The following is an 18,069-nucleotide window of genomic DNA, read 5'->3' on the forward strand; positions in this document are numbered from 1 at the left end:
CGTGGTGGCCGGAGTGGTCACACCCCGGCGTGGTGCAGCGGTCGTCACATCCGGCGGGACCGTGTCGGCGGCCTCAGACCACGGAGGAGACCTTGGCCTTGTCCTCGGGGCCCTCGGCCTTCCGCTCGGCCAGGGCGAGCGACCTGTTGCGGCGGACCGAGGACAGGAACGACGCCCCGATGAGGAAGACGCCCAGGAGGCCGGTGATGATCTCGTTGACCTCGTACTGGATGGTGACCAGCAGGATCGCGGCGAGCGCGCCGATCGCGTAGTGCGCGCCGTGCTCCAGGTACACGTACTCGTCGAGGGTGCCCTGGCGGACCAGGTAGACCGTGAGCGAGCGGACGTACATGGCGCCGATACCGAGGCCGAGCGCCATCCAGAAGATGTGGTTGGTGATGGCGAAGGCGCCGATGACGCCGTCGAAGGAGAACGAGGCGTCCAGGACTTCCAGGTAGAGGAACAGGAAGAAGGCGGCCTTGCCGGCGAGGCCGACCGCGGAGACCGGCTTCCCCTCGCGCTGCGCCTGCTCCTCCTTGTCGTGCTCGCGCTCCTCTTCCTCCTCCAGCTTGTTCTCGAAGAAGCCGGAGAGGCCGCCGACGATCAGGTACGTGACCAGGCCCGCGACGCCCGACAGCAGGACCGTGGCCGACTTGTCCACGGCGCCGGTGCTGGTGTGGGCGTGCGTCGCGAAGGTGAGCGCGCTGCCCAGCAGGACGATCAGGGCGATGCAGACCGACAGCATGTCGACCTTGCCCAGCTTCGCCAGCGGGCGCTCCAGCCAGGTCAGCCAGGTGAACTCGCGCTCCTCGAAGATGAAGTCGAGGAAGATCATGAGGAGGAACATGCCGCCGAACGCCGCGATGGCCGCGTGCGCGTCGGTGACGAGATCCTCGTACTGCTCGGGCTTGTCCAGTGCCAGTTGGACGGCTTCGATCGGGCCGACGCCCGCGCTGACGGCGACGATCACGACGGGGAAGACCAGCCGCATGCCGAAGACCGCGATCAGAATGCCGATGGTCAGGAAGATGCGCTGCCAGAAGGCGTTCATCTTCTTGAGGATTCCGGCGTTGACGACCGCGTTGTCGAAGGAGAGGGAGATCTCGAGGATGGACAGGATCAGGACGATCCCGAACGCCTCCCAACCCCACGCCCAGGCGGCGAAGGCAAGGCCGCCCACCGTGACGGCGAACGACCACCCGAAGGTTTTCAGAACCACTGGCTACCCAATCGTGTTGGGGGTCCTCCCGGACATGACTCCGCGGAGGGGCCCTGGACCGGGCTCCTCCGCGCAGAGTTCGCCGGGCCGTGACCGAACCCTGAAACTGGCTTTACCCGACATTGACCCCGAAGTCCAGGGCGATGCCGCGGAGCCCGGAGGCGTATCCCTGGCCCACCGCCCGGAACTTCCATTCGCCGCCGTAGCGGTAGAGCTCACCGAAGATCATCGCGGTCTCCGTGGAGGCGTCCTCGGTGAGGTCGTAGCGGGCCAGCTCCTGGCCGTCGGCCTGGTTCACGACGCGGATGAACGCGTTGCTGACCTGCCCGAACGTCTGCCCCCTGTTGTCGGCCTCGTGGATGGAGACCGGGAAGATGATCTTGTCGCAGTGGGCCGGGACCTTGCCGAGGTCGACGATCAGCGACTCGTCGTCGCCGTCGCCCTCACCCGTGAGGTTGTCCCCGGTGTGCTGGACGGAGCCGTCGGGGCTGACAAGGTTGTTGTAGAAGACGAACCACTCGTCGCCGAGGATCCTGCCTGCCTGGCAGAGGAGAGCGCTGGCGTCGAGGTCGAAGGGCGCTCCGGTCGTGGAGCGCGCGTCCCAGCCGAGTCCGACCATGACCTGGGTCAGATCGGGTGCGACCTTGGAGAGGGAGACATTGCCTCCCTTGGCGAGCGTGACGCCCATGAGATGTTCCTCCCCGATGACGTGTTGCATGTCGTACATCCATGTGACGCCGGCGCGCAAGGCGTGCGTGCACCCGTTGCCCGTACGGTGCCCCCCGTGCGGTGCGTCGCGTGGTGTTCGCCCTCATCGTGCCCCGCTGCCGGCGCTCTTGCACTGCCGGCGGGGAGAGAGCCTCGTCCGGCGCCGCGCGGTGTGCGGCGCCGGACGGTGAGCACGTCGGCTCAGACGTTGACGCCGAAGTCCTGCGCGATGCCGCGCAGGCCGGACGCGTAGCCCTGGCCGATGGCGCGGAACTTCCACTCCGCGCCGTGGCGGTACAGCTCGCCGAAGACCATCGCGGTCTCCGTCGAGGCGTCCTCGCTGAGGTCGTAGCGCGCCAGCTCCTCGTTGTTGGCCTGGTTCACGACGCGGATGAACGCGTTGCGGACCTGGCCGAAGGACTGCTGGCGGGTCTCTGCGTCGTAGATCGAGACCGGGAAGACGATCTTGTCGACGTCGGCCGGGACGGTGGCGAGGCTGACCTTGATCTGCTCGTCGTCGCCCTCGCCCTCACCGGTGAGGTTGTCCCCGGTGTGCTCCACCGAGCCGTCGGCGCTCTTCAGGTTGTTGAAGAAGACGAAGTTGCCGTCGACGGCCACCTTGCCCTGGGCGTTGAGCAGCAGGGCGCTGGCGTCCAGGTCGAAGTCCGTACCGGTGGTGGTGCGGACGTCCCAGCCGAGACCGACGGTGACGGCGGTCAGGTTGGGCGCGGCCTTGGTCAGCGAGACGTTGCCGCCCTTGCTGAGGCTGACTCCCACGAGTCCCTCCATTGGTTTCCAGGGGCAGCGCCCCCGTCGTGCGTTGGCATCGGATCAACGAATGGATCCTAGTGACGGGTTCCCGCAGCCGGCAGGCTCTTGACCGGCAAAAGCCGGGGTGTCGGCTCCGCGGGGTCGGGCGGGCCTGCGGCGGCGGGCCGTTTCAGAGGGCTTCGAGGGCCTTGACGTACTCGTTGAGGTCGCGGGCGTCGGGCAGCGCGTTGACGACGCTCCACCGGACGACGCCGTCCTTGTCGATGATGAAGGTGCCGCGGACGGCGCAGCCCTTGTCCTCGTCGAACACGCCGTAGGCGCGGGAGACGTCGCCGTGCGGCCAGAAGTCGGACAGCAGCGGGTACTCCAGGCCCTGCTCCTCGGCGAAGACGCGGAGGCTGTGGATGGAGTCGGCGGACACGGCGAGGAGCTGGGTGTCCTCGTTGACGAACCGCGGCAGCTGGTCGCGCAGGGCGCACAGCTCGCCGGTGCAGACACCGGTGAAGGCGAAGGGGTAGAAGATCAGGACGACGTTCTTCTCACCGCGGTAGTCGCCGAGCCGCACGGTGCGCCCGTGGTTGTCCTTCAGTTCGAAGTCCGGGGCCTTCGTGCCGACCTCGATCGCCATGGCTCACGCATCCCTTTCAGTGGACTGACACGTGGGGTCCACCCTACGCACCAGGCCCCCGCTGATGTACTCGGCGGGGGCCTCTCGACTCGAGGATGCGGCGGTCAGCGCTTCTTGGCTGCCGCCTTGGGGGTGATCAGGCGGCTGCCGACCCAGTCCTTGCCCGCGCTGATGCTCTTGGTCTGGGACAGGCCGGCGGTGGTGGCGGCCTCACCGATGTCGCTCGGCTCGACGTACCCGTCGCGGCCGGTCTTCGGGGTGAGCAGCAGGATGCTGCCGCCCTCCTCCATGTACGCGATGGCGTCCACCAGCGCGTCGGTGAGGTCCCCGTCGTCCTCGCGGAACCAGAGCACCACGGCGTCAGCCACGTCGTCGTAGTCCTCGTCGACGAGCTCTGTGCCGGTAGCCGCTTCGATGGCCTCGCGGAGCTCCTGGTCGACGTCCTCGTCGTAGCCGATCTCCTGGACCACCTGGTCGGGCTGGAAACCCAGCCTTACGGCCAGGTTTGTCTCCGCGTGGTCCGCGGTCGCGCTCACGGCTTGCCTCCTGATCATGAATGGGAAAGTAATCCAGCCGCGCGCGTACGCGTGGCATGGGGCGTAGTCCACACGTGCTGGGCGGATCGCGCAAGTACCCGGCGACGTAGACCGCCGAAACGGTGACTTTTGGGGCCGTCCTGCCGCAAGACACAGCAGCCGACCCTCCGCGCTCGTGACATGCACCACACCTCTTGACCCACTTTAGGGCGTTGTAGGGCCGTTGCTCTCCGGGTGGCGCGTCCGGGTTCCCGCGTACCGCCCGCGCCGCGCCTCCAGGACCCCTTCCGGCCCGTCGTGCCAGGTCGTATGCCGCGGGTTACCCATCAGTAGAGATGACGTACGGGCGCCGGGGGTAGACGATGGTGGCGACCGATCGCAAAGCCGACACTCCGCCCCACCCCTCACCCGCGTACCCCGTCCGTCCCGGCCCATCCCGGGACCACGATCCCCGTAGGCACCCGAGCAGCGAAGGAACAGCGTGGCTTCCGGATCCGATCGCAACCCGATCATCATTGGCGGCCTTCCCAGCCAGGTCCCGGACTTCGATCCCGAGGAGACCGGCGAGTGGCTCGACTCCCTCGACGCCGCAGTCGACGAGCGGGGCCGCGAGCGCGCCCGCTACCTCATGCTCCGCCTGATCGAGCGGGCCCGCGAGAAGCGCGTGGCCGTGCCCGAGATGCGCAGCACGGACTACGTCAACACCATCGCCACCAAGGACGAGCCGTTCTTCCCCGGCAACGAGGAGATCGAGCGCAGGATCCTCAACGCGACCCGCTGGAACGCCGCCGTCATGGTCTCGCGCGCGCAGCGCCCGGGGATCGGCGTCGGCGGCCACATCGCCACGTTCGCGTCCTCGGCGTCCCTGTACGACGTGGGCTTCAACCACTTCTTCCGAGGCAAGGACGGCGGGGACGGCGGCGACCAGATCTTCTTCCAGGGGCACGCGTCGCCGGGTATCTACGCCCGCGCGTTCCTCCTCGACCGGCTGTCCGAGCAGCACCTCGACGGCTTCCGCCAGGAGAAGTCGAAGGCTCCCTACGGCCTGTCCTCGTATCCGCATCCGCGGCTGATGCCGGACTTCTGGGAGTTCCCGACGGTCTCCATGGGCCTCGGCCCGATCGGCGCGATCTACCAGGCCCGGATGAACCGGTACATGGAGGCCCGCGGCATCGCCGACACCTCGCGGTCCCATGTGTGGGCGTTCCTCGGCGACGGCGAGATGGACGAGCCGGAGTCGCTGGGCCAGCTGACACTGGCCGCCCGGGAGGGTCTGGACAACCTGACCTTCGTCGTCAACTGCAACCTGCAGCGGCTCGACGGCCCGGTGCGCGGCAACGGCAAGGTCATCCAGGAGCTGGAGTCGGTCTTCCGGGGCGCCGGCTGGAACGTGATCAAGCTGATCTGGGACCGTTCCTGGGACCCGCTGCTGGCGCAGGACCGGGACGGGATCCTGGTCAACAAGATGAACACCACGCCGGACGGCCAGTTCCAGACGTACGCCACGGAGACCGGCGCCTACATCCGCGACCACTTCTTCGGCGGCGACCACCGGCTGCGCGCGATGGTGGAAGGGATGACCGACGACCAGATCCTGCACCTGGGCCGCGGCGGTCACGACCACCGGAAGATCTATGCCGCGTACGCGGCGGCGCGGGCCCACAAGGGCCAGCCGACGGTGATCCTCGCCAAGACCATCAAGGGCTGGACGCTGGGCCCGAACTTCGAGGGCCGCAACGCGACCCACCAGATGAAGAAGCTGACGGTCGACGACCTCAAGCGGTTCCGCGACCGGCTGCACCTGCCGATCTCCGACAGCGCCCTGGAGTCCGGCCTTCCGCCGTACTACCACCCGGGCAGGGAGTCGGAGGAGATCCAGTACATGCACGACCGCCGCACGTCGCTGGGCGGGTACGTGCCGACCCGGGTCGTGCGGTCGAAGCCGCTGGTGCTGCCGGACGACAAGACGTACGCGGCGGTGAAGAAGGGCTCCGGCCAGCAGTCGATCGCGACGACGATGGCCTTCGTCAGGCTGCTGAAGGACCTGATGCGGGACAAGGAGATCGGCAAGCGGTTCGTGCTGATCGCGCCGGATGAGTACCGCACCTTCGGGATGGACTCGTTCTTCCCGAGCGCCAAGATCTACAACCCGCTGGGGCAGCAGTACGAGGCCGTGGACCGCGAGCTGCTGCTGGCGTACAAGGAGTCGCCGACCGGGCAGATGCTGCACGACGGCATCTCCGAGGCCGGGTGCACGGCGTCGCTGACCGCGGCCGGCTCCGCCTACGCCACGCACGGCGAGCCTCTGATCCCGGTCTACGTCTTCTACTCGATGTTCGGTTTCCAGCGCACCGGCGACCAGTTCTGGCAGATGGCTGACCAGCTCGCGCGCGGTTTCGTCCTGGGCGCGACAGCGGGCCGTACCACTCTGACCGGTGAGGGGCTGCAGCACGCCGACGGGCACTCGCAGCTCCTGGCGTCGACCAATCCGGCCTGCGTCGCCTACGACCCGGCGTTCGGTTTCGAGATCGCGCACATCGTCAAGGACGGCCTGCGCCGGATGTACGGGTCCTCCGAGGAGCACCCGCACGGCGAGGACGTCTTCTACTACCTGACTGTGTACAACGAGCCGATCCAGCACCCGGCGGAGCCCGCCGACGTCGACGTCGAGGGGATCGTCAAGGGCATCCACCGGTTCCGCAGGGGCGAGGCGGGTGCGATCCCGGCGCAGATCATGGCCTCCGGGGTCGCCGTGCCGTGGGCCCTGGAGGCGCAGCGGATCCTTGCGGAGGAGTGGAACGTCCGGGCCGACGTGTGGTCGGCGACGTCGTGGAACGAGCTGCGCCGCGACGCGGTGCAGGCCGAGGAGTACAACCTGCTGCACCCGGAGGAGGAGGCCCGCGTTCCGTACGTGACGCGGAAGCTGTCGGGGGCCGAGGGCCCGTTCGTGGCCGTCTCCGACTGGATGCGGTCCGTTCCCGACCAGATCTCCCGCTGGGTGCCGGGCCCGTACACCTCCCTCGGCGCGGACGGCTTCGGGTTCGCGGACACCCGCGGCGCGGCCCGGCGCTACTTCCACATCGACGCCGAGTCGATCGTGCTGGCCGTGCTCACGGAGCTGGCGCGGCAGGGCAAGGTGGACCGCCCGGTGCTGAAGCAGGCGGTGGACCGCTACCGGCTGCTCGACGTCACGGCAGCCGACCCGGGGCCGGCCGGCGGCGACGCCTGACGCGTCCGCCGGGGCGGCGGTCTCGGGGCGCGGCGGGGAGTCCGGGCGGGCGGGCGCCCGGGCACTTCGCCGCGCCCCTTTACTATGCGCGGCATGAAGGAAGCGACTGCGCAGGTCCAGTGGGAGGCCCGCACGCAGAGACCGCTGCTCTGGCTGGCCCTGGCGTTCGCCGCGGCGTACTCGGTACCGATCGTGGCGACGGACGCGGCGTCCTGGGTGCACCGGCTCTGCGCCGTGGTGGAGTGGCTGGTGTGGGGTGCCTTCGCCACCGACTACGTCATCCGGCTGGTGCTGAGCTCCGCGCGGTGGCATTTCGTTCGGACGCACTGGCTCGACCTCCTCGCTGTGATGCTTCCGCTGATCCAGCCGTTGCGGCTGCTGCGGCTGGTGTCGACGCTGCTGCTCGTGGGACGCCGGGCGCGGATGGCGTCGCAGATCAGGCTCACGACGTATGTGGTGGGCTCCGTGGCGGGGCTGCTGATGTTCGGCTCACTGGCCGTGCTCCAGGTGGAGCGGGACGCTCCGGACGGGAACATCAAGACGCTGGGTGACGCGGTCTGGTGGTCCTTCACGACCATGACCACCGTCGGCTACGGCGACCACGCGCCGACGACCGGCCTCGGCCGGCTGCTGGCAGTGGGCCTGATGCTGTCGGGGATCGCACTGCTCGGTGTGGTCACCGCGAACATCGCGGCGTGGTTCATCGCCCGCTTCGAACGCGACGACATGGAGGAGCGCCACAGGACGGCGCTGCTGGAGGCGCTCGTCCACGAGGTGCGCGAACTGCGGGGAGAGGTGGCCAGGCTCTCGTCGGAACCGGGCGCCGCGCCCCGGCCCGTGGCGCCGTCCGGTTCTCCGCTGCCGGAGCCGGAGGCCGCATCCGCCGCGGAGCGGGGCAGCGGGGCGGCGGTCAGTTCTCCCAGATCTTGAAAGCCCGCACCTGGTACGGCGAGTGCGGAACCCAGGTCCCACCGCCCGGGTAGGTCTCGAACTCCCCTGTCTCGCCGCAGGTCGCTGACTGGTAGGTCGTGACGGGCCGGCCGGTCCTGTTGGCGACGGCGGCGGCGCTGGTGCCGGCGGGGAGCGGGACGCAGCTGTCGATGTCGGTGTCGGCCAGTTCGTACGTGAGCCGCTTGCCCTTGAAGTCCTCCTTGGGCCAGAGGCAGAGCTGTCCGCTGCCGCAGGCGCCGAGGGCCGGCTGGGCCGCCCCCGCCGGGGGCGGTGTGAGGGTCAGTGCCCCAGCGGTGAGGAGGACTGCGGCGAGGACCGTACGTGTGGTGGCCCGCATCGTGGATGATCGCATCGCGGCGGATCGCATCGCGGTCGAGCACATGGTGGTTGAGCGCATGGTGGTGGAACCCCCCGTGTGTGTAACTCTCCGTACTGGAAGTCTTCCCATAGCTTGACGCTCTGTGATGGAGCGAGGGAAGGGGGCAGCCGGGGATCCACTCGTACGGGTGAAGGGGGCCGGTGCGCCGCGGGCCCGGCACGTGTGGCGTGCCGGGCCCGCGGGCCGCCGGGTACGCGGTGCGTCGGGGCAGTGGTTCAGATGTGGACCCCGCCGCCCGCCCCCGCGTTGGCTCCGGCCTTCGTGAGGGTAGCGACGAGGGCGGCCACGACCGCGACGCCGCCGGCGACCGCGAAGGCCAGGCCCATGCCGGACATGAACGTGTCGTGGATGACCTTGGTGATGGCGGCCAGGACGTCCGGCGTCATCCCGGGGGCCTGCGCCAGTTCGTCCGGGACGACGCCGAACTCGGCCGCCTGCTCCAGCCGGGGGTCCGGCGGAACGGGGATGCCCGCCGCCTGCCAGTTGCCGCCGAACTCGGCGTTGACCTTGGAGGACATCACGGCGCCCAGGACGGCGGTGCCCAGCGCGCCGCCGACCTGCATGGCCGCCTGCTGCAGGCCGCCCGCCACGCCGGAGAGCTCCAGCGGCGCGTTGCCGACGATGACCTCGGTGGCACCCACCATCACCGGGGCGAGCCCCAGACCCAGCAGGGCGAACCACAGCGACGTCGCCAGCGTGCCGGTCTCCGGCGTGAGGGTGAGCATGCCGAACATGGCCGCGGCGGTGCACACCATGCCGCCGACCAGCGGGATACGGGGCCCGAACCTGGTGATCAGGGCACCGGCCAGCGGAGAGGACACGATCATCATGGCCGTCAGCGGCAGCAGCCGCAGGCCGCTGTCGACCGGGCTCAGGCCCTTGACGCCCTGAAGGTAGAACGTCACGAAGAAGAGGCCGCCCATGAAGGCGAACGCCATGAGGACCATGAGCACCACGCCCGCGGAGAGCGGGACGGAACGGAACAGGCCCAGCGGGACGAGCGGCTCCCGCACCCGCGTCTGCCAGAGCGCGAAGAGCGCGAAGAGGACGAGGGCGCCGAGCAGGAAGGCCCACGTGGTGAGGCTGTCCCAGCCCCAGCTCTCACCGGCCTTGATGATGCCCCAGATAAGGGACCCCATCGCGGCGGACAGCAGCAGGATGCCGACCAGGTCGAAGGAGCGCGGAGCGTTCTGCGCCCGGTGGTCCTTCAGGATGAGCAGGCCCATGACCAGCGCCAGCACACCGACGGGCACGTTGATGAAGAAGACGGACTGCCAGCTCACGTGCTCGACGAGGAGGCCGCCGACGATCGGGCCGCCGGCCGTCGAGGCGCCGATGACCATGCCCCAGATACCGATCGCCATGTTGAGCTTCTCGGCCGGGAAGGTGGCGCGCAGCAGGCCCAGTGCCGCGGGCATCAGCAGCGCGCCGAACAGGCCCTGCAGCACACGGAAGGCGACCACCAGGGCGATGGTGTCCGAGAGGCCGATCGCGGCGGACGCCGCCGCGAAGCCGGCTATGCCTATGAGGAACGTCTGGCGGTGGCCGAAGCGGTCGCCGAGCTTCCCCGCGGTGATGAGCGCGACGGCGAGGGCGAGCAGATAGCCGTTGGTGATCCACTGGACGTCGGCCAGCGACGCGCCCAGGTCACGCTGGATCGCCGGGTTGGCGATGGCGACGATGGTGCCGTCGAGCGCGACCATCATCACACCCACGGCCACGGCGAGGAGAGTGCCCCAAGGGTGGCCGCGCAGCCCCTTGGCCGGTACGGGCACCGGTTCCGGACTGTTCGGTGCCTTCTCGATGGTGGTCTGACCAGTCATACCGACGAGGCTAGAGTCAGCGACTGACAATTGACAAAGCAATTCACACGCCGGTGACTGTCACTTCGCTCACAGCTAGGCTGAGCAGGCGAAATCCGGTGAAACGAGGGTCATGAAGTGACGGCTGAGCCGCCGACCGCCGACACGCAGGCGTCCACCGCGGGGCTGCGCGAGCGCAAGAAGCAGCGCACCCGCGCCGCTCTGCTGCGCACCGCGGTGGAGCTGTTCACGACGCAGGGGTACGAGGAGACGACGATCGACGAGATCGTCGACGCGGTCGAGGTCTCGCAGCGCACCTTCTTCCGCTACTTCGCCAGCAAGGAGGAGGTGGCCTTCGCCCTCCAGCACATGGTGGAGCAGCACTTCGTCGCCGCCCTCCGCGAGCGCCCAGCTGACGAGGGGCCCTTCGACGCGCTCCGCAACTCCGTGCTCGCGGCCTGGGACACCATCGGCGAAGCCATCACGCAGTTCGTGCCGATCGAGGACTACCTGCGGCTGCTGCAGGTCATCGAGTCGACACCGGCACTCCTCGCCGTGCATCTGCGCCGCTCCTTCGAGATGGAGGAGAACGTCGCCGGACTGATCGCGGAGCGGGAGGGCGTCGACGTGGACCGCGACCCCCGGCCGCGGGTCGCGGTCGCCGCCTTCAGCGGGGTCATGCGCGTCACCGGTCAGTTGTGGGGGCGCCGCGAGGACACCTCCCTGGAGGCGATCCGGGCGCTGACCGAGGACTACCTCGACCACCTCGGCCCGGCACTGGCCTCCGAGTGGCACACGGGAGCGCGGGGCACCGCCGGGGCACGCAGCTGACCGCGTGCGCGCCCCCTCCTTCGCCTGACCGCCCCCTCCTTCCCCTGGCCGCCCGGTCCTTCCCCTGACCGCCGCCGCGAATCGTGATCTCCGTCACCCGGAGCCCGGACCGCTGCGAACGTCTCCTAGGGTGTCTCGTAGTGACTCCCCTCCTCCCCTCCCCCACGCTCACCTTCTGGCGCACCCTGCTCGCCCTCGCGGTGGTCTTCGTCCTCCTCGCGACGACCGGCTGGACCACGGCGCACCGCCCTGGCGGGGCCGGCGGCGGTCCGGGTGGTTCCTGGGCCGAGGCTGTGGCGGCCTGGCGCGCCGACCGCGTCCGCGGCCGCGCGCTCCCGGGACCGGACGCCTCGCCGGCTGCCGTCGCGGCGTTCTTCGCCGCCCTGGCGCCCGGTGACCGCAACCGGCTCGCCCGGCGGCACCCCCTGGTCGTGGGCAACCTCAACGGTGCACCGCTCGGTCTGCGATACCGGGCGAACCGGCGTTCGCTGGGCCGCGCCCTGGCCGCGGAACGGATGCGTGTCGAGGACCGGAGGCTCTCCGCCGAAGGGCGCCAAGAGGCCGCGCACCGCGTCCACCGGTTCTCCGGGCTCATGAGCGAGGATCGCAGGATCCTCGCCTTCGACCCGTCCGGTACCGGCCGGGTCGCCGAGGTCATCGGCGATCTCGAAAGGGCGGAACGGGTGTCGGTGATCGTCCCGGGCGTGGACACGACGCTGATCACCTTCCAGAGGACCGTGCGGCGGTACGAGGCACCGGTCGGCATGGCGGAGTCGCTGTACGCCGCCGAGCGGGCGGCGGCACCGGGCGTGCGCACCGCCGTGATCGCCTGGGCCGACTACACCGCGCCGACCGGTGTGGGTATGGACGCGGTCACCGGACGGCTCGCCCGGGTGGGTGCCGAACGGCTCGTCGCCATGACGGAGGGCCTGCCGGGGGATTCGCGTGTCGCCTGGCTGTGCCACAGCTACGGTTCCGTGGTGTGCGGCCTGGCGGCCCGCCGGCTGCCGTCCAGGGTCAGCGACATCGCCGTGGCGGGCAGCCCCGGGATGCGGGCCGAGCGCGCGGCCGACATCCGCGGCCACGCGCGCGTGTGGGCCATGCTGGACCCCGAGGACTGGATCGCGGGCGTTCCCCACATGGACGTCGGGGGGCTGGGCCACGGGCCCGATCCGAACGCCCCCGAGTTCGGCGCCCGGCGGCTTTCCGCCTCCGGGGCCGGCGGGCACGGCGGCTACTTCCTGCCGGGCACCGACAGTGTGCGCAACCTCGCCGGAATAGGGGTCGGCGCGTACGGCCTCCTGCGCTGCGCGGACGCCGACGACGCCTGTAGAAGCGGAATTTCCGGTACCGGACCGGCCCGACCCGCGTAGAAGGCGGTGAGGGTAGTGCGTTCCCGCACCTCTTGCAGGGGCGACGCGCGGGCGTACGCCGCATACGATGAGCCGCATGGGTGATGTGCTGGCCGGAATTCATGCCACCTGGGAGTTCGAACCCGACGCCGTGCTCATCCGCTTCGAACGGGGGATCCGCGCGCCGAAGCTGTACCAGGCGCTGCGCGAGAGACGCATCCCCCACGAAGCCCTGGCGTCGGTCGTCCTCTCCCCTGGCAAGCGGGACACCGTGGTACTGCACGCGGTACCGCGCGCGGGTGCCGACCCGCTGATGGACGCTGCCGCGGGCCAGCTGAAGGAAGGCTGCGACCCGTACCGCCTGGTGCTGCCCGCGGACCTGGAGCCCCTCGCCGAGCACTACGCCGACGAGCTGCGGGCCCGGCTGGGGCCCGACCGCGCCGAGCGCGCCGAGCGGTTCATGGTCCCCGCGCCCGAAGCGCCGGTGCAGTTCAAGGCGTATGACGGAAAGGCGTCGTTCGACGGCAGGACCGTCTCGTTCCGCTGGTTCTGGACGGGCGCGTCGTCCGCGAAGTGGAAGGCGGGTGACCAGAGCTTCGCGGTGAGCGAGCTGAGCGGGGTGGAGTGGCGGTCGCCGGACATCGCGGACGGCCACCTCCGGCTGCTGCTGCGGGGCCGCGAGGAAGGCGGTACGCAGCCCGACCAGGACCCGGCCGCGGTCGTGTTCGGCCGCGGCTACGGCCCGGTACACGAGTCGCTGCCCTTCGCGGCGGCGGTGCTGGAGGCGGCCCGCAGGCCGGGCGCGGCGGTACCGGTGCCCGTGCCGGCGCGGGTGGCCGCGGGGCGCCGGGACCCCGCGGACATCGCGGACCGGATCCGGCACCTCGGTGACCTGCACCAGGCGGGTCTCGTGACCGACGAGGAGTTCGCCTCGAAGAAGGCGGAGCTGCTCGCGGAGCTGTAGGCCGGCACCGGACCGTACGGGGGCCTCCGCGTCGGTGAGCGGGCCGGACCGGACGGTACGGCGACGTCCGGTCCCGCCGTCCGGACACCGCGGCGCCCGCCTGTCCGACGTGCGCGGCACCGCCCGCGGGGCGGACGAGGCGGCACAGGCCGCACGGTACGGCCGCCACGCATGTCATACCGGGGTATGGGGTGGCGAACTGGCTCCCCGGTATGACGCGGCGCCGTCGTCCGCGCGCCTACGCTGACGGGACCATGAGCAGCCTCCCCGCACCCCCGAGCAGCCCAGCGCCCGATCCCCAGGGCAAGCCGGGCGGCCCCCGTGCCGCCGGCGGCCTGGCGCGGGGGCTGCTCCGCTCGGCCCGGCAGGGGCTGAACTCACTGGGCGCGGCCCTGTCGACGCCGACGGAACCGGGGACGGCGCTGCTCGGACAGGCGGGCTCCCGCTGGATGCGGCTGCTGCCCTACGCCGTGGCACTCGCGCTGGTCGCCTCGCTGCTTCCGGTCACCGTCGTCGTCCTCATCCACACCTACGGGGTGAACGGCGCCGTCGCCGGGGTGCTGGCCACCGCGCAGACGGCTCCGCTGCTGATGGCCGTGTCGCGGCCGCTGCAGGCGTGGTGGATCGTGTTCGCCGCCGATGTCCTCGGTGCGCTGGCGATGATGGACGCCCGGAACGTCCACGACCTTCCGTGGCCGTGGACGCCCATGGTGGTGATCGGCTACGCCGGGCTGATGCTGGCCGTGGGGCTGCGCGAGCAGCGGCGGACACTGCTCTGCGTCTGGCTGGTGACCGGCGCGGCAGGGTTCGCGTTCCAGTTGGCGCCCCCGTCGACAGGGCAGGGCACCCACTTGGTGATGTTCGTACTGAGCGGTGTCGTCCTGCTCGTCACCGGCATGCTGCGGGAGCACGGCGACGCCCAGCGGCGGCTGGTGGAGCAGGAGACGATCAGTGAGGCCGAGCGGGCCCGCAGAACGCTGCTGGAGGAGCGCGCCCGGATCGCGCGGGAACTGCACGACGTGGTGGCCCACCACATGTCGGTGATCACGGTGCAGGCCGATTCCGCGCCGTACAGGATCGAGGGCCTTCCGCCCGCCGCCTCAGAGGAGTTCTCGGCGATCGCCGCGTCCGCCCGCGAGTCGCTCACCGAGATGCGCCGGCTGCTCGCGGTGCTGCGCAGTGAGAACGCGGAGGGAGAGCGGGCCCCGCAGCCGGGCATCGACCGGGTGCAGCAGTTGGTGGAGGCGACCATACGGGCCGGGGTGCCGGTCGAACTGCGGCTCGCGGCGGAGCTGGGCCACGTACCGCAGGCGGTGGACCTGTCCGCGTACCGGATCGTGCAGGAGGCGCTGGCCAACGTGGTGCGGCACGCGCCGGGTGCGCGGACGCGGGTGTCGGTGTCCCGCTCGCCCAACCTGGAATGGCTGATCGTCCTGGTCGTCAACGGGGCGCCCGCTGAGCGGGGTTCACCACTGGAGACCTCCGGGACCGGGCACGGCCTGGTGGGGATGCGGGAGCGCGTACGGTTGATCGGCGGCAGTCTCGACACCGGACCGCTGCCGGACGGAGGGTTCCGGGTGGCAGCGCGACTTCCGCTGTTCCCGCATCTGCCCTGAACCGTACGGAGGAAGCCCCGTGACCATCCGCGTGATCATCGTCGACGACCAGGCCATGGTGCGGGCGGGGTTCGCCGCGCTGCTGTCCGCCCAGTCCGATATCGACGTGGTCGGGGAGGCCGCGGACGGCCGGGCCGGGGTCGAAGCCGGCCGGTCCGCGCATCCTGACGTGGTGCTGATGGACGTGCGCATGCCGGAGATGGACGGGCTGGCAGCAGCGCGGGAGCTGCTGAATCCGCCGCCGGGCGTGACGCACCGGCCGAAGGTCCTGATGCTGACCACGTTCGACGTCGACGACTACGTGTACGAGGCCCTGCGCGCCGGGGCGTCCGGGTTCCTGCTGAAGGACGCGCCGCCGGCCGACCTGATCTCCGCGGTGCGGGTGGTGGCGGGAGGTGAGGCCCTGCTCGCCCCCTCGGTGACACGGCGCCTGATCGAGGACTTCGCGGCGCAGCGCCCTGCCTCCCGTCGTGCGCGGTCCGTACGGCTGAACGGGCTGACGCCCCGTGAGACCGAGGTACTGGAGCTGGTCGCGCGGGGCCTGTCGAACCAGGAGATCGCCGAGCGGCTGGTGCTGGCCGAGCAGACGGTGAAGACCCACATCGGCCGGGTACTGGCCAAGCTGGGGCTGCGGGACCGGGCACAGGCGGTGGTGTTCGCGTACGAGTCCGGGCTCGTGACTCCCGGCGAGCCCGCCTGACCCGGCCGCCGAACGGCGCGAAGGACCAAAGGCCTCACCCACCCCCTACCCCGGTATCACCGCGCAGTTGGCTCCGTAGGGTGACGATCACTCAGGTCCCGGCTCCTTACCTTCCTCCACGTCACACCGGACGAGGGCAGGAACGGGGGGCGCCATGCGCCGCTACAGGAGGACTCTGGGGGCCGCCGCGCTGGCGGCGGCGGTGGTGGCCGGCACCGAGGGGTGGGCTTCCGGGACGGCGCAGCAGCCGATGACGGATGCTCCGCCGGGCAGCGCGGCGTGGCGGGCGGACCGGTCGCTGGGCCTGGTGCTGCCGGACCCGGAGTCGGCCTCGCCGTCGGACGTCTCGGCGTTCTTCCAGGGCCTGTCCGCCACCCGCCAGCGGGCGCTGCTGCGGCGGCACCCGGGGGTGGTCGGCAACCTGGACGGCGTACCGCTCACCCTGCGGTATGAGGCGAACGCCCTGTCGGTGCGCCGCGACGGCCGGTTCGCGCATCTGGCAGGGCGCCGGCTGCTGGCGTTCGACCCCCGAGGGCGGGGCCTGGTGGCGGAGGTGTTCGGGGACCCGGAGCGCAGTGGGCGGGTGGCCGTCGTGGTGCCCGGCTCCGACATCGACGCCGGTTCCTACGACAACCCCCGCAATCCCTACGGCACGCCGGCGGGTATGGCGCGGCAGCTGCGTGCCGCGACCGGAGGGCGCACGGCGGTCATCGCCTGGGCCGGGTACACGACGCCCGTGGGGGTGGGGCTGGACGCGGCGACGGGTGGTCTGGCCGAGGCGGGGGCGGACCGGCTCGTGCGGTTCGCCGACGGGCTCGCCGCGGAGGGGGTCGTCACGCCGTCGGTGTTCTGCCACAGCTACGGCTCCGTGGTGTGCGGGCTCGCGGCGGCGCGGCTGAAGGCGAAGGACCTCGTGGTGTTCGGATCTCCCGGCATGCGCGCCGACAACGCCGCGGAGCTGGGTACGTCCGCACGGGTGTGGGCGGCGAAGGACCCGAGCGACTGGATCGGGAAGGTGCCGCACATACGGTTCCTCGGGCTCGGGCACGGCACCGACCCGGCATCGGAGGAGTTCGGCGCCCGGTACGTCCCGGCGCGCGACGCCCGGGGCCACTCCGGCTACTTCGCCCCGGGCACGGCATCGCTGCGCACGTTCGCCTCGATCGCGGAATCGGGCGGTGCGGCATGAGCCTCGTGGAGCGGATCGAGCGGGCGACCCCGGAGCACCGGGACCGGGCCGTGGACGGGCTGAGGGCTCTGGCCCTGCTGGCAGTTCCGGTCGGGCACTGGCTGATCGGCGGATTCACGCTGGACGAGCAGGGCGCCCTGCACAACGCGAGCCCCTTGTCGACACTGGCGTACCTGGCGCCGGCCAGCTGGGTGCTGCAAATGCTCGGGATCTTCTTCCTCGTCGGCGGATACGCGTCGGCTCTCTCCTACCGGCGCCGTACCGGCAGCACCGGGCGGTGGCTGCGCGGCAGGGTGGTCCGGCTCGGCCGGCCAGTCCTGGGGGTCACGGCGGTGTGGGCCGCACTCATAGCCGCGGGCTTCGCGGTCGGCGTGCCGGGGGACACGCTGCGCACGGCGGCGACGCTCGTCGTCCAGCCGCTGTGGTTCGTCGGGGTCTACGTGGTGGTGACGGCACTCACCCCGTACTGCGTGCGCGCGGCGGAAGCCGCAGGGGTCTGGGCCGCGGTGCCGCTGCCGGGCTGCGTCGCGGTGGTCGACTTCCTGCGCTACGGGCCGTACTCGGCGGCCGTGCCGGACTGGGTGGGCGCGCTGAACCTGCTGCCTGGCTGGTTGTTCGCGTACCAGCTGGGCGCGGCGTGGGCCGTGCGGCGGCTCGGCCGACGGGGTGCGTGGGCGCTGCTGGCGGGGGGCGCTGCGCTGTTCGCGGTGCTGCTGGCGGTGTTCCACTATCCGGCGTCGATGGTCGGCGTCCCCGGTGAGGCCCGCACCAACTCGCATCCGCCGTCGCTGCTGGTGCCGGCCCTGGCCGCGGCGCAGTGCGGGGCGGCGATCCTGCTGCGCGACCGCGTCGCGGCCCTGCTGCGCAGGCCCGTCCTGTGGGCGCCGGTGGCGGTGGTGAACCTGTCGGCGATGACGGTGCTGTGCTGGCACCAGACGGCGATGCTGGCCGCGGCCGTGCCCGCGTCGCTGACCGCCGGCGGGGTTCCCGGGCTGACCACGGCGCCCGACTCGGTGGGCTGGCTGCTGGCGCGCGTGGCGTGGCTGCCGGTGTTCGCCGGGCTGCTCGTCCTCATAGCCCGGCCGGCCCGGCGGTTGGAGGGGCCCTGGCGGGGGGCCACCAGGAGCCGCCGGGCGGTGGCGGGCATCCTGGCGGCCGCGTTCGCGGTCTTCGCCCTGGGCCTGGCGTGACCGC

General features: G+C 71.1%; 16 protein-coding genes. 9 read left to right on the plus strand and 7 right to left on the minus strand.

Annotated elements, in window-relative coordinates; all coding sequences use genetic code 11:
• Window positions 1-73: 73 nt before the first annotated feature.
• The 5 genes from L6E17_RS10760 to L6E17_RS10780 all read right to left on the minus strand — a co-directional run bounded on the left by L6E17_RS10760 (window position 74) and on the right by L6E17_RS10780 (window position 3,862).
• Window positions 74-1,219 carry a DUF475 domain-containing protein gene (locus tag L6E17_RS10760; protein ID WP_236240555.1) on the minus strand — a complete coding sequence of 382 codons (1,146 nt, stop codon included), beginning with the start codon at window positions 1,217-1,219 and terminating at the stop codon, window positions 74-76.
• Between the two features lie 112 nt (window positions 1,220-1,331).
• A complete protein-coding gene (locus tag L6E17_RS10765; RefSeq protein ID WP_236240880.1) occupies window positions 1,332-1,907 on the minus strand; it encodes a TerD family protein in 576 nt (191 codons plus the stop codon).
• A 221-nt stretch (window positions 1,908-2,128) separates the two neighbouring features.
• Window positions 2,129-2,704 (minus strand): TerD family protein, encoded by a 576-nt coding sequence (locus L6E17_RS10770; protein WP_071271031.1) that lies wholly within the window; start codon window positions 2,702-2,704, stop codon window positions 2,129-2,131.
• Between the two features lie 163 nt (window positions 2,705-2,867).
• Window positions 2,868-3,326 (minus strand): peroxiredoxin, encoded by a 459-nt coding sequence (locus L6E17_RS10775; protein WP_236240556.1) that lies wholly within the window; start codon window positions 3,324-3,326, stop codon window positions 2,868-2,870.
• 104 nt (window positions 3,327-3,430) lie between these two features.
• Window positions 3,431-3,862 (minus strand): DUF3052 domain-containing protein, encoded by a 432-nt coding sequence (locus L6E17_RS10780; RefSeq protein ID WP_236240557.1) that lies wholly within the window; start codon window positions 3,860-3,862, stop codon window positions 3,431-3,433.
• Window positions 3,863-4,343: 481 nt separating this feature from the next.
• Between L6E17_RS10780 and aceE the strand changes: the two genes are divergently transcribed.
• Together aceE and L6E17_RS10790 are read left to right on the plus strand one after the other, a co-directional pair.
• A complete protein-coding gene (gene aceE, locus L6E17_RS10785) occupies window positions 4,344-7,091 on the plus strand; it encodes a pyruvate dehydrogenase (acetyl-transferring), homodimeric type (protein WP_236240558.1) in 2,748 nt (915 codons plus the stop codon).
• A gap of 93 nt (window positions 7,092-7,184) precedes the next feature.
• Window positions 7,185-8,021, plus strand: coding sequence for a potassium channel family protein (locus L6E17_RS10790; protein ID WP_236240559.1), 837 nt, complete (start codon window positions 7,185-7,187; stop codon window positions 8,019-8,021).
• Here the strand turns inward: L6E17_RS10790 and L6E17_RS10795 are convergent.
• Both L6E17_RS10795 and L6E17_RS10800 read right to left on the minus strand, forming a co-directional pair.
• A complete protein-coding gene (locus L6E17_RS10795) occupies window positions 8,002-8,394 on the minus strand; it encodes a peptidase inhibitor family I36 protein (protein ID WP_236240560.1) in 393 nt (130 codons plus the stop codon). The two genes, L6E17_RS10790 and L6E17_RS10795, sit on opposite strands and share 20 nt — an antisense overlap.
• Window positions 8,395-8,636: 242 nt before the next feature.
• The gene (locus L6E17_RS10800) at window positions 8,637-10,244 is read right to left on the minus strand and encodes an MFS transporter (RefSeq protein WP_236240561.1); all 1,608 of its coding nucleotides are present in this window, start codon (window positions 10,242-10,244) and stop codon (window positions 8,637-8,639) included.
• Between the two features lie 117 nt (window positions 10,245-10,361).
• Between L6E17_RS10800 and L6E17_RS10805 the strand changes: the two genes are divergently transcribed.
• The 7 genes from L6E17_RS10805 to L6E17_RS10835 all read left to right on the plus strand — a co-directional run bounded on the left by L6E17_RS10805 (window position 10,362) and on the right by L6E17_RS10835 (window position 18,065).
• Window positions 10,362-11,054, plus strand: coding sequence for a TetR/AcrR family transcriptional regulator (locus L6E17_RS10805; protein ID WP_236240562.1), 693 nt, complete (start codon window positions 10,362-10,364; stop codon window positions 11,052-11,054).
• A gap of 140 nt (window positions 11,055-11,194) precedes the next feature.
• Window positions 11,195-12,427, plus strand: coding sequence for an alpha/beta hydrolase (locus L6E17_RS10810; RefSeq protein ID WP_236240563.1), 1,233 nt, complete (start codon window positions 11,195-11,197; stop codon window positions 12,425-12,427).
• A gap of 76 nt (window positions 12,428-12,503) precedes the next feature.
• Window positions 12,504-13,370: a DUF4429 domain-containing protein gene (locus L6E17_RS10815; protein ID WP_236240564.1), complete on the plus strand. Its 867-nt coding sequence runs from the start codon at window positions 12,504-12,506 to the stop codon at window positions 13,368-13,370.
• A 254-nt stretch (window positions 13,371-13,624) separates the two neighbouring features.
• Window positions 13,625-14,986, plus strand: coding sequence for a sensor histidine kinase (locus L6E17_RS10820; protein WP_236240565.1), 1,362 nt, complete (start codon window positions 13,625-13,627; stop codon window positions 14,984-14,986).
• Window positions 14,987-15,005: 19 nt separating this feature from the next.
• The gene (locus L6E17_RS10825) at window positions 15,006-15,686 is read left to right on the plus strand and encodes a response regulator transcription factor (protein WP_236240566.1); all 681 of its coding nucleotides are present in this window, start codon (window positions 15,006-15,008) and stop codon (window positions 15,684-15,686) included.
• 154 nt (window positions 15,687-15,840) lie between these two features.
• Complete coding sequence (locus tag L6E17_RS10830) at window positions 15,841-16,875, plus strand: alpha/beta hydrolase (RefSeq protein WP_236240567.1); 1,035 nt, start codon at window positions 15,841-15,843, stop codon at window positions 16,873-16,875.
• Window positions 16,872-18,065, plus strand: a complete 1,194-nt coding sequence (locus L6E17_RS10835) for an acyltransferase (RefSeq protein WP_236240568.1) — start codon at window positions 16,872-16,874, stop codon at window positions 18,063-18,065. Before L6E17_RS10830 ends, L6E17_RS10835 begins: the two co-directional genes overlap by 4 nt.
• Window positions 18,066-18,069: the final 4 nt, after the last annotated feature.

This window comes from Streptomyces sp. CC228A (genome assembly GCF_021390935.1).
Lineage (GTDB): Bacteria > Actinomycetota > Actinomycetes > Streptomycetales > Streptomycetaceae > Streptomyces.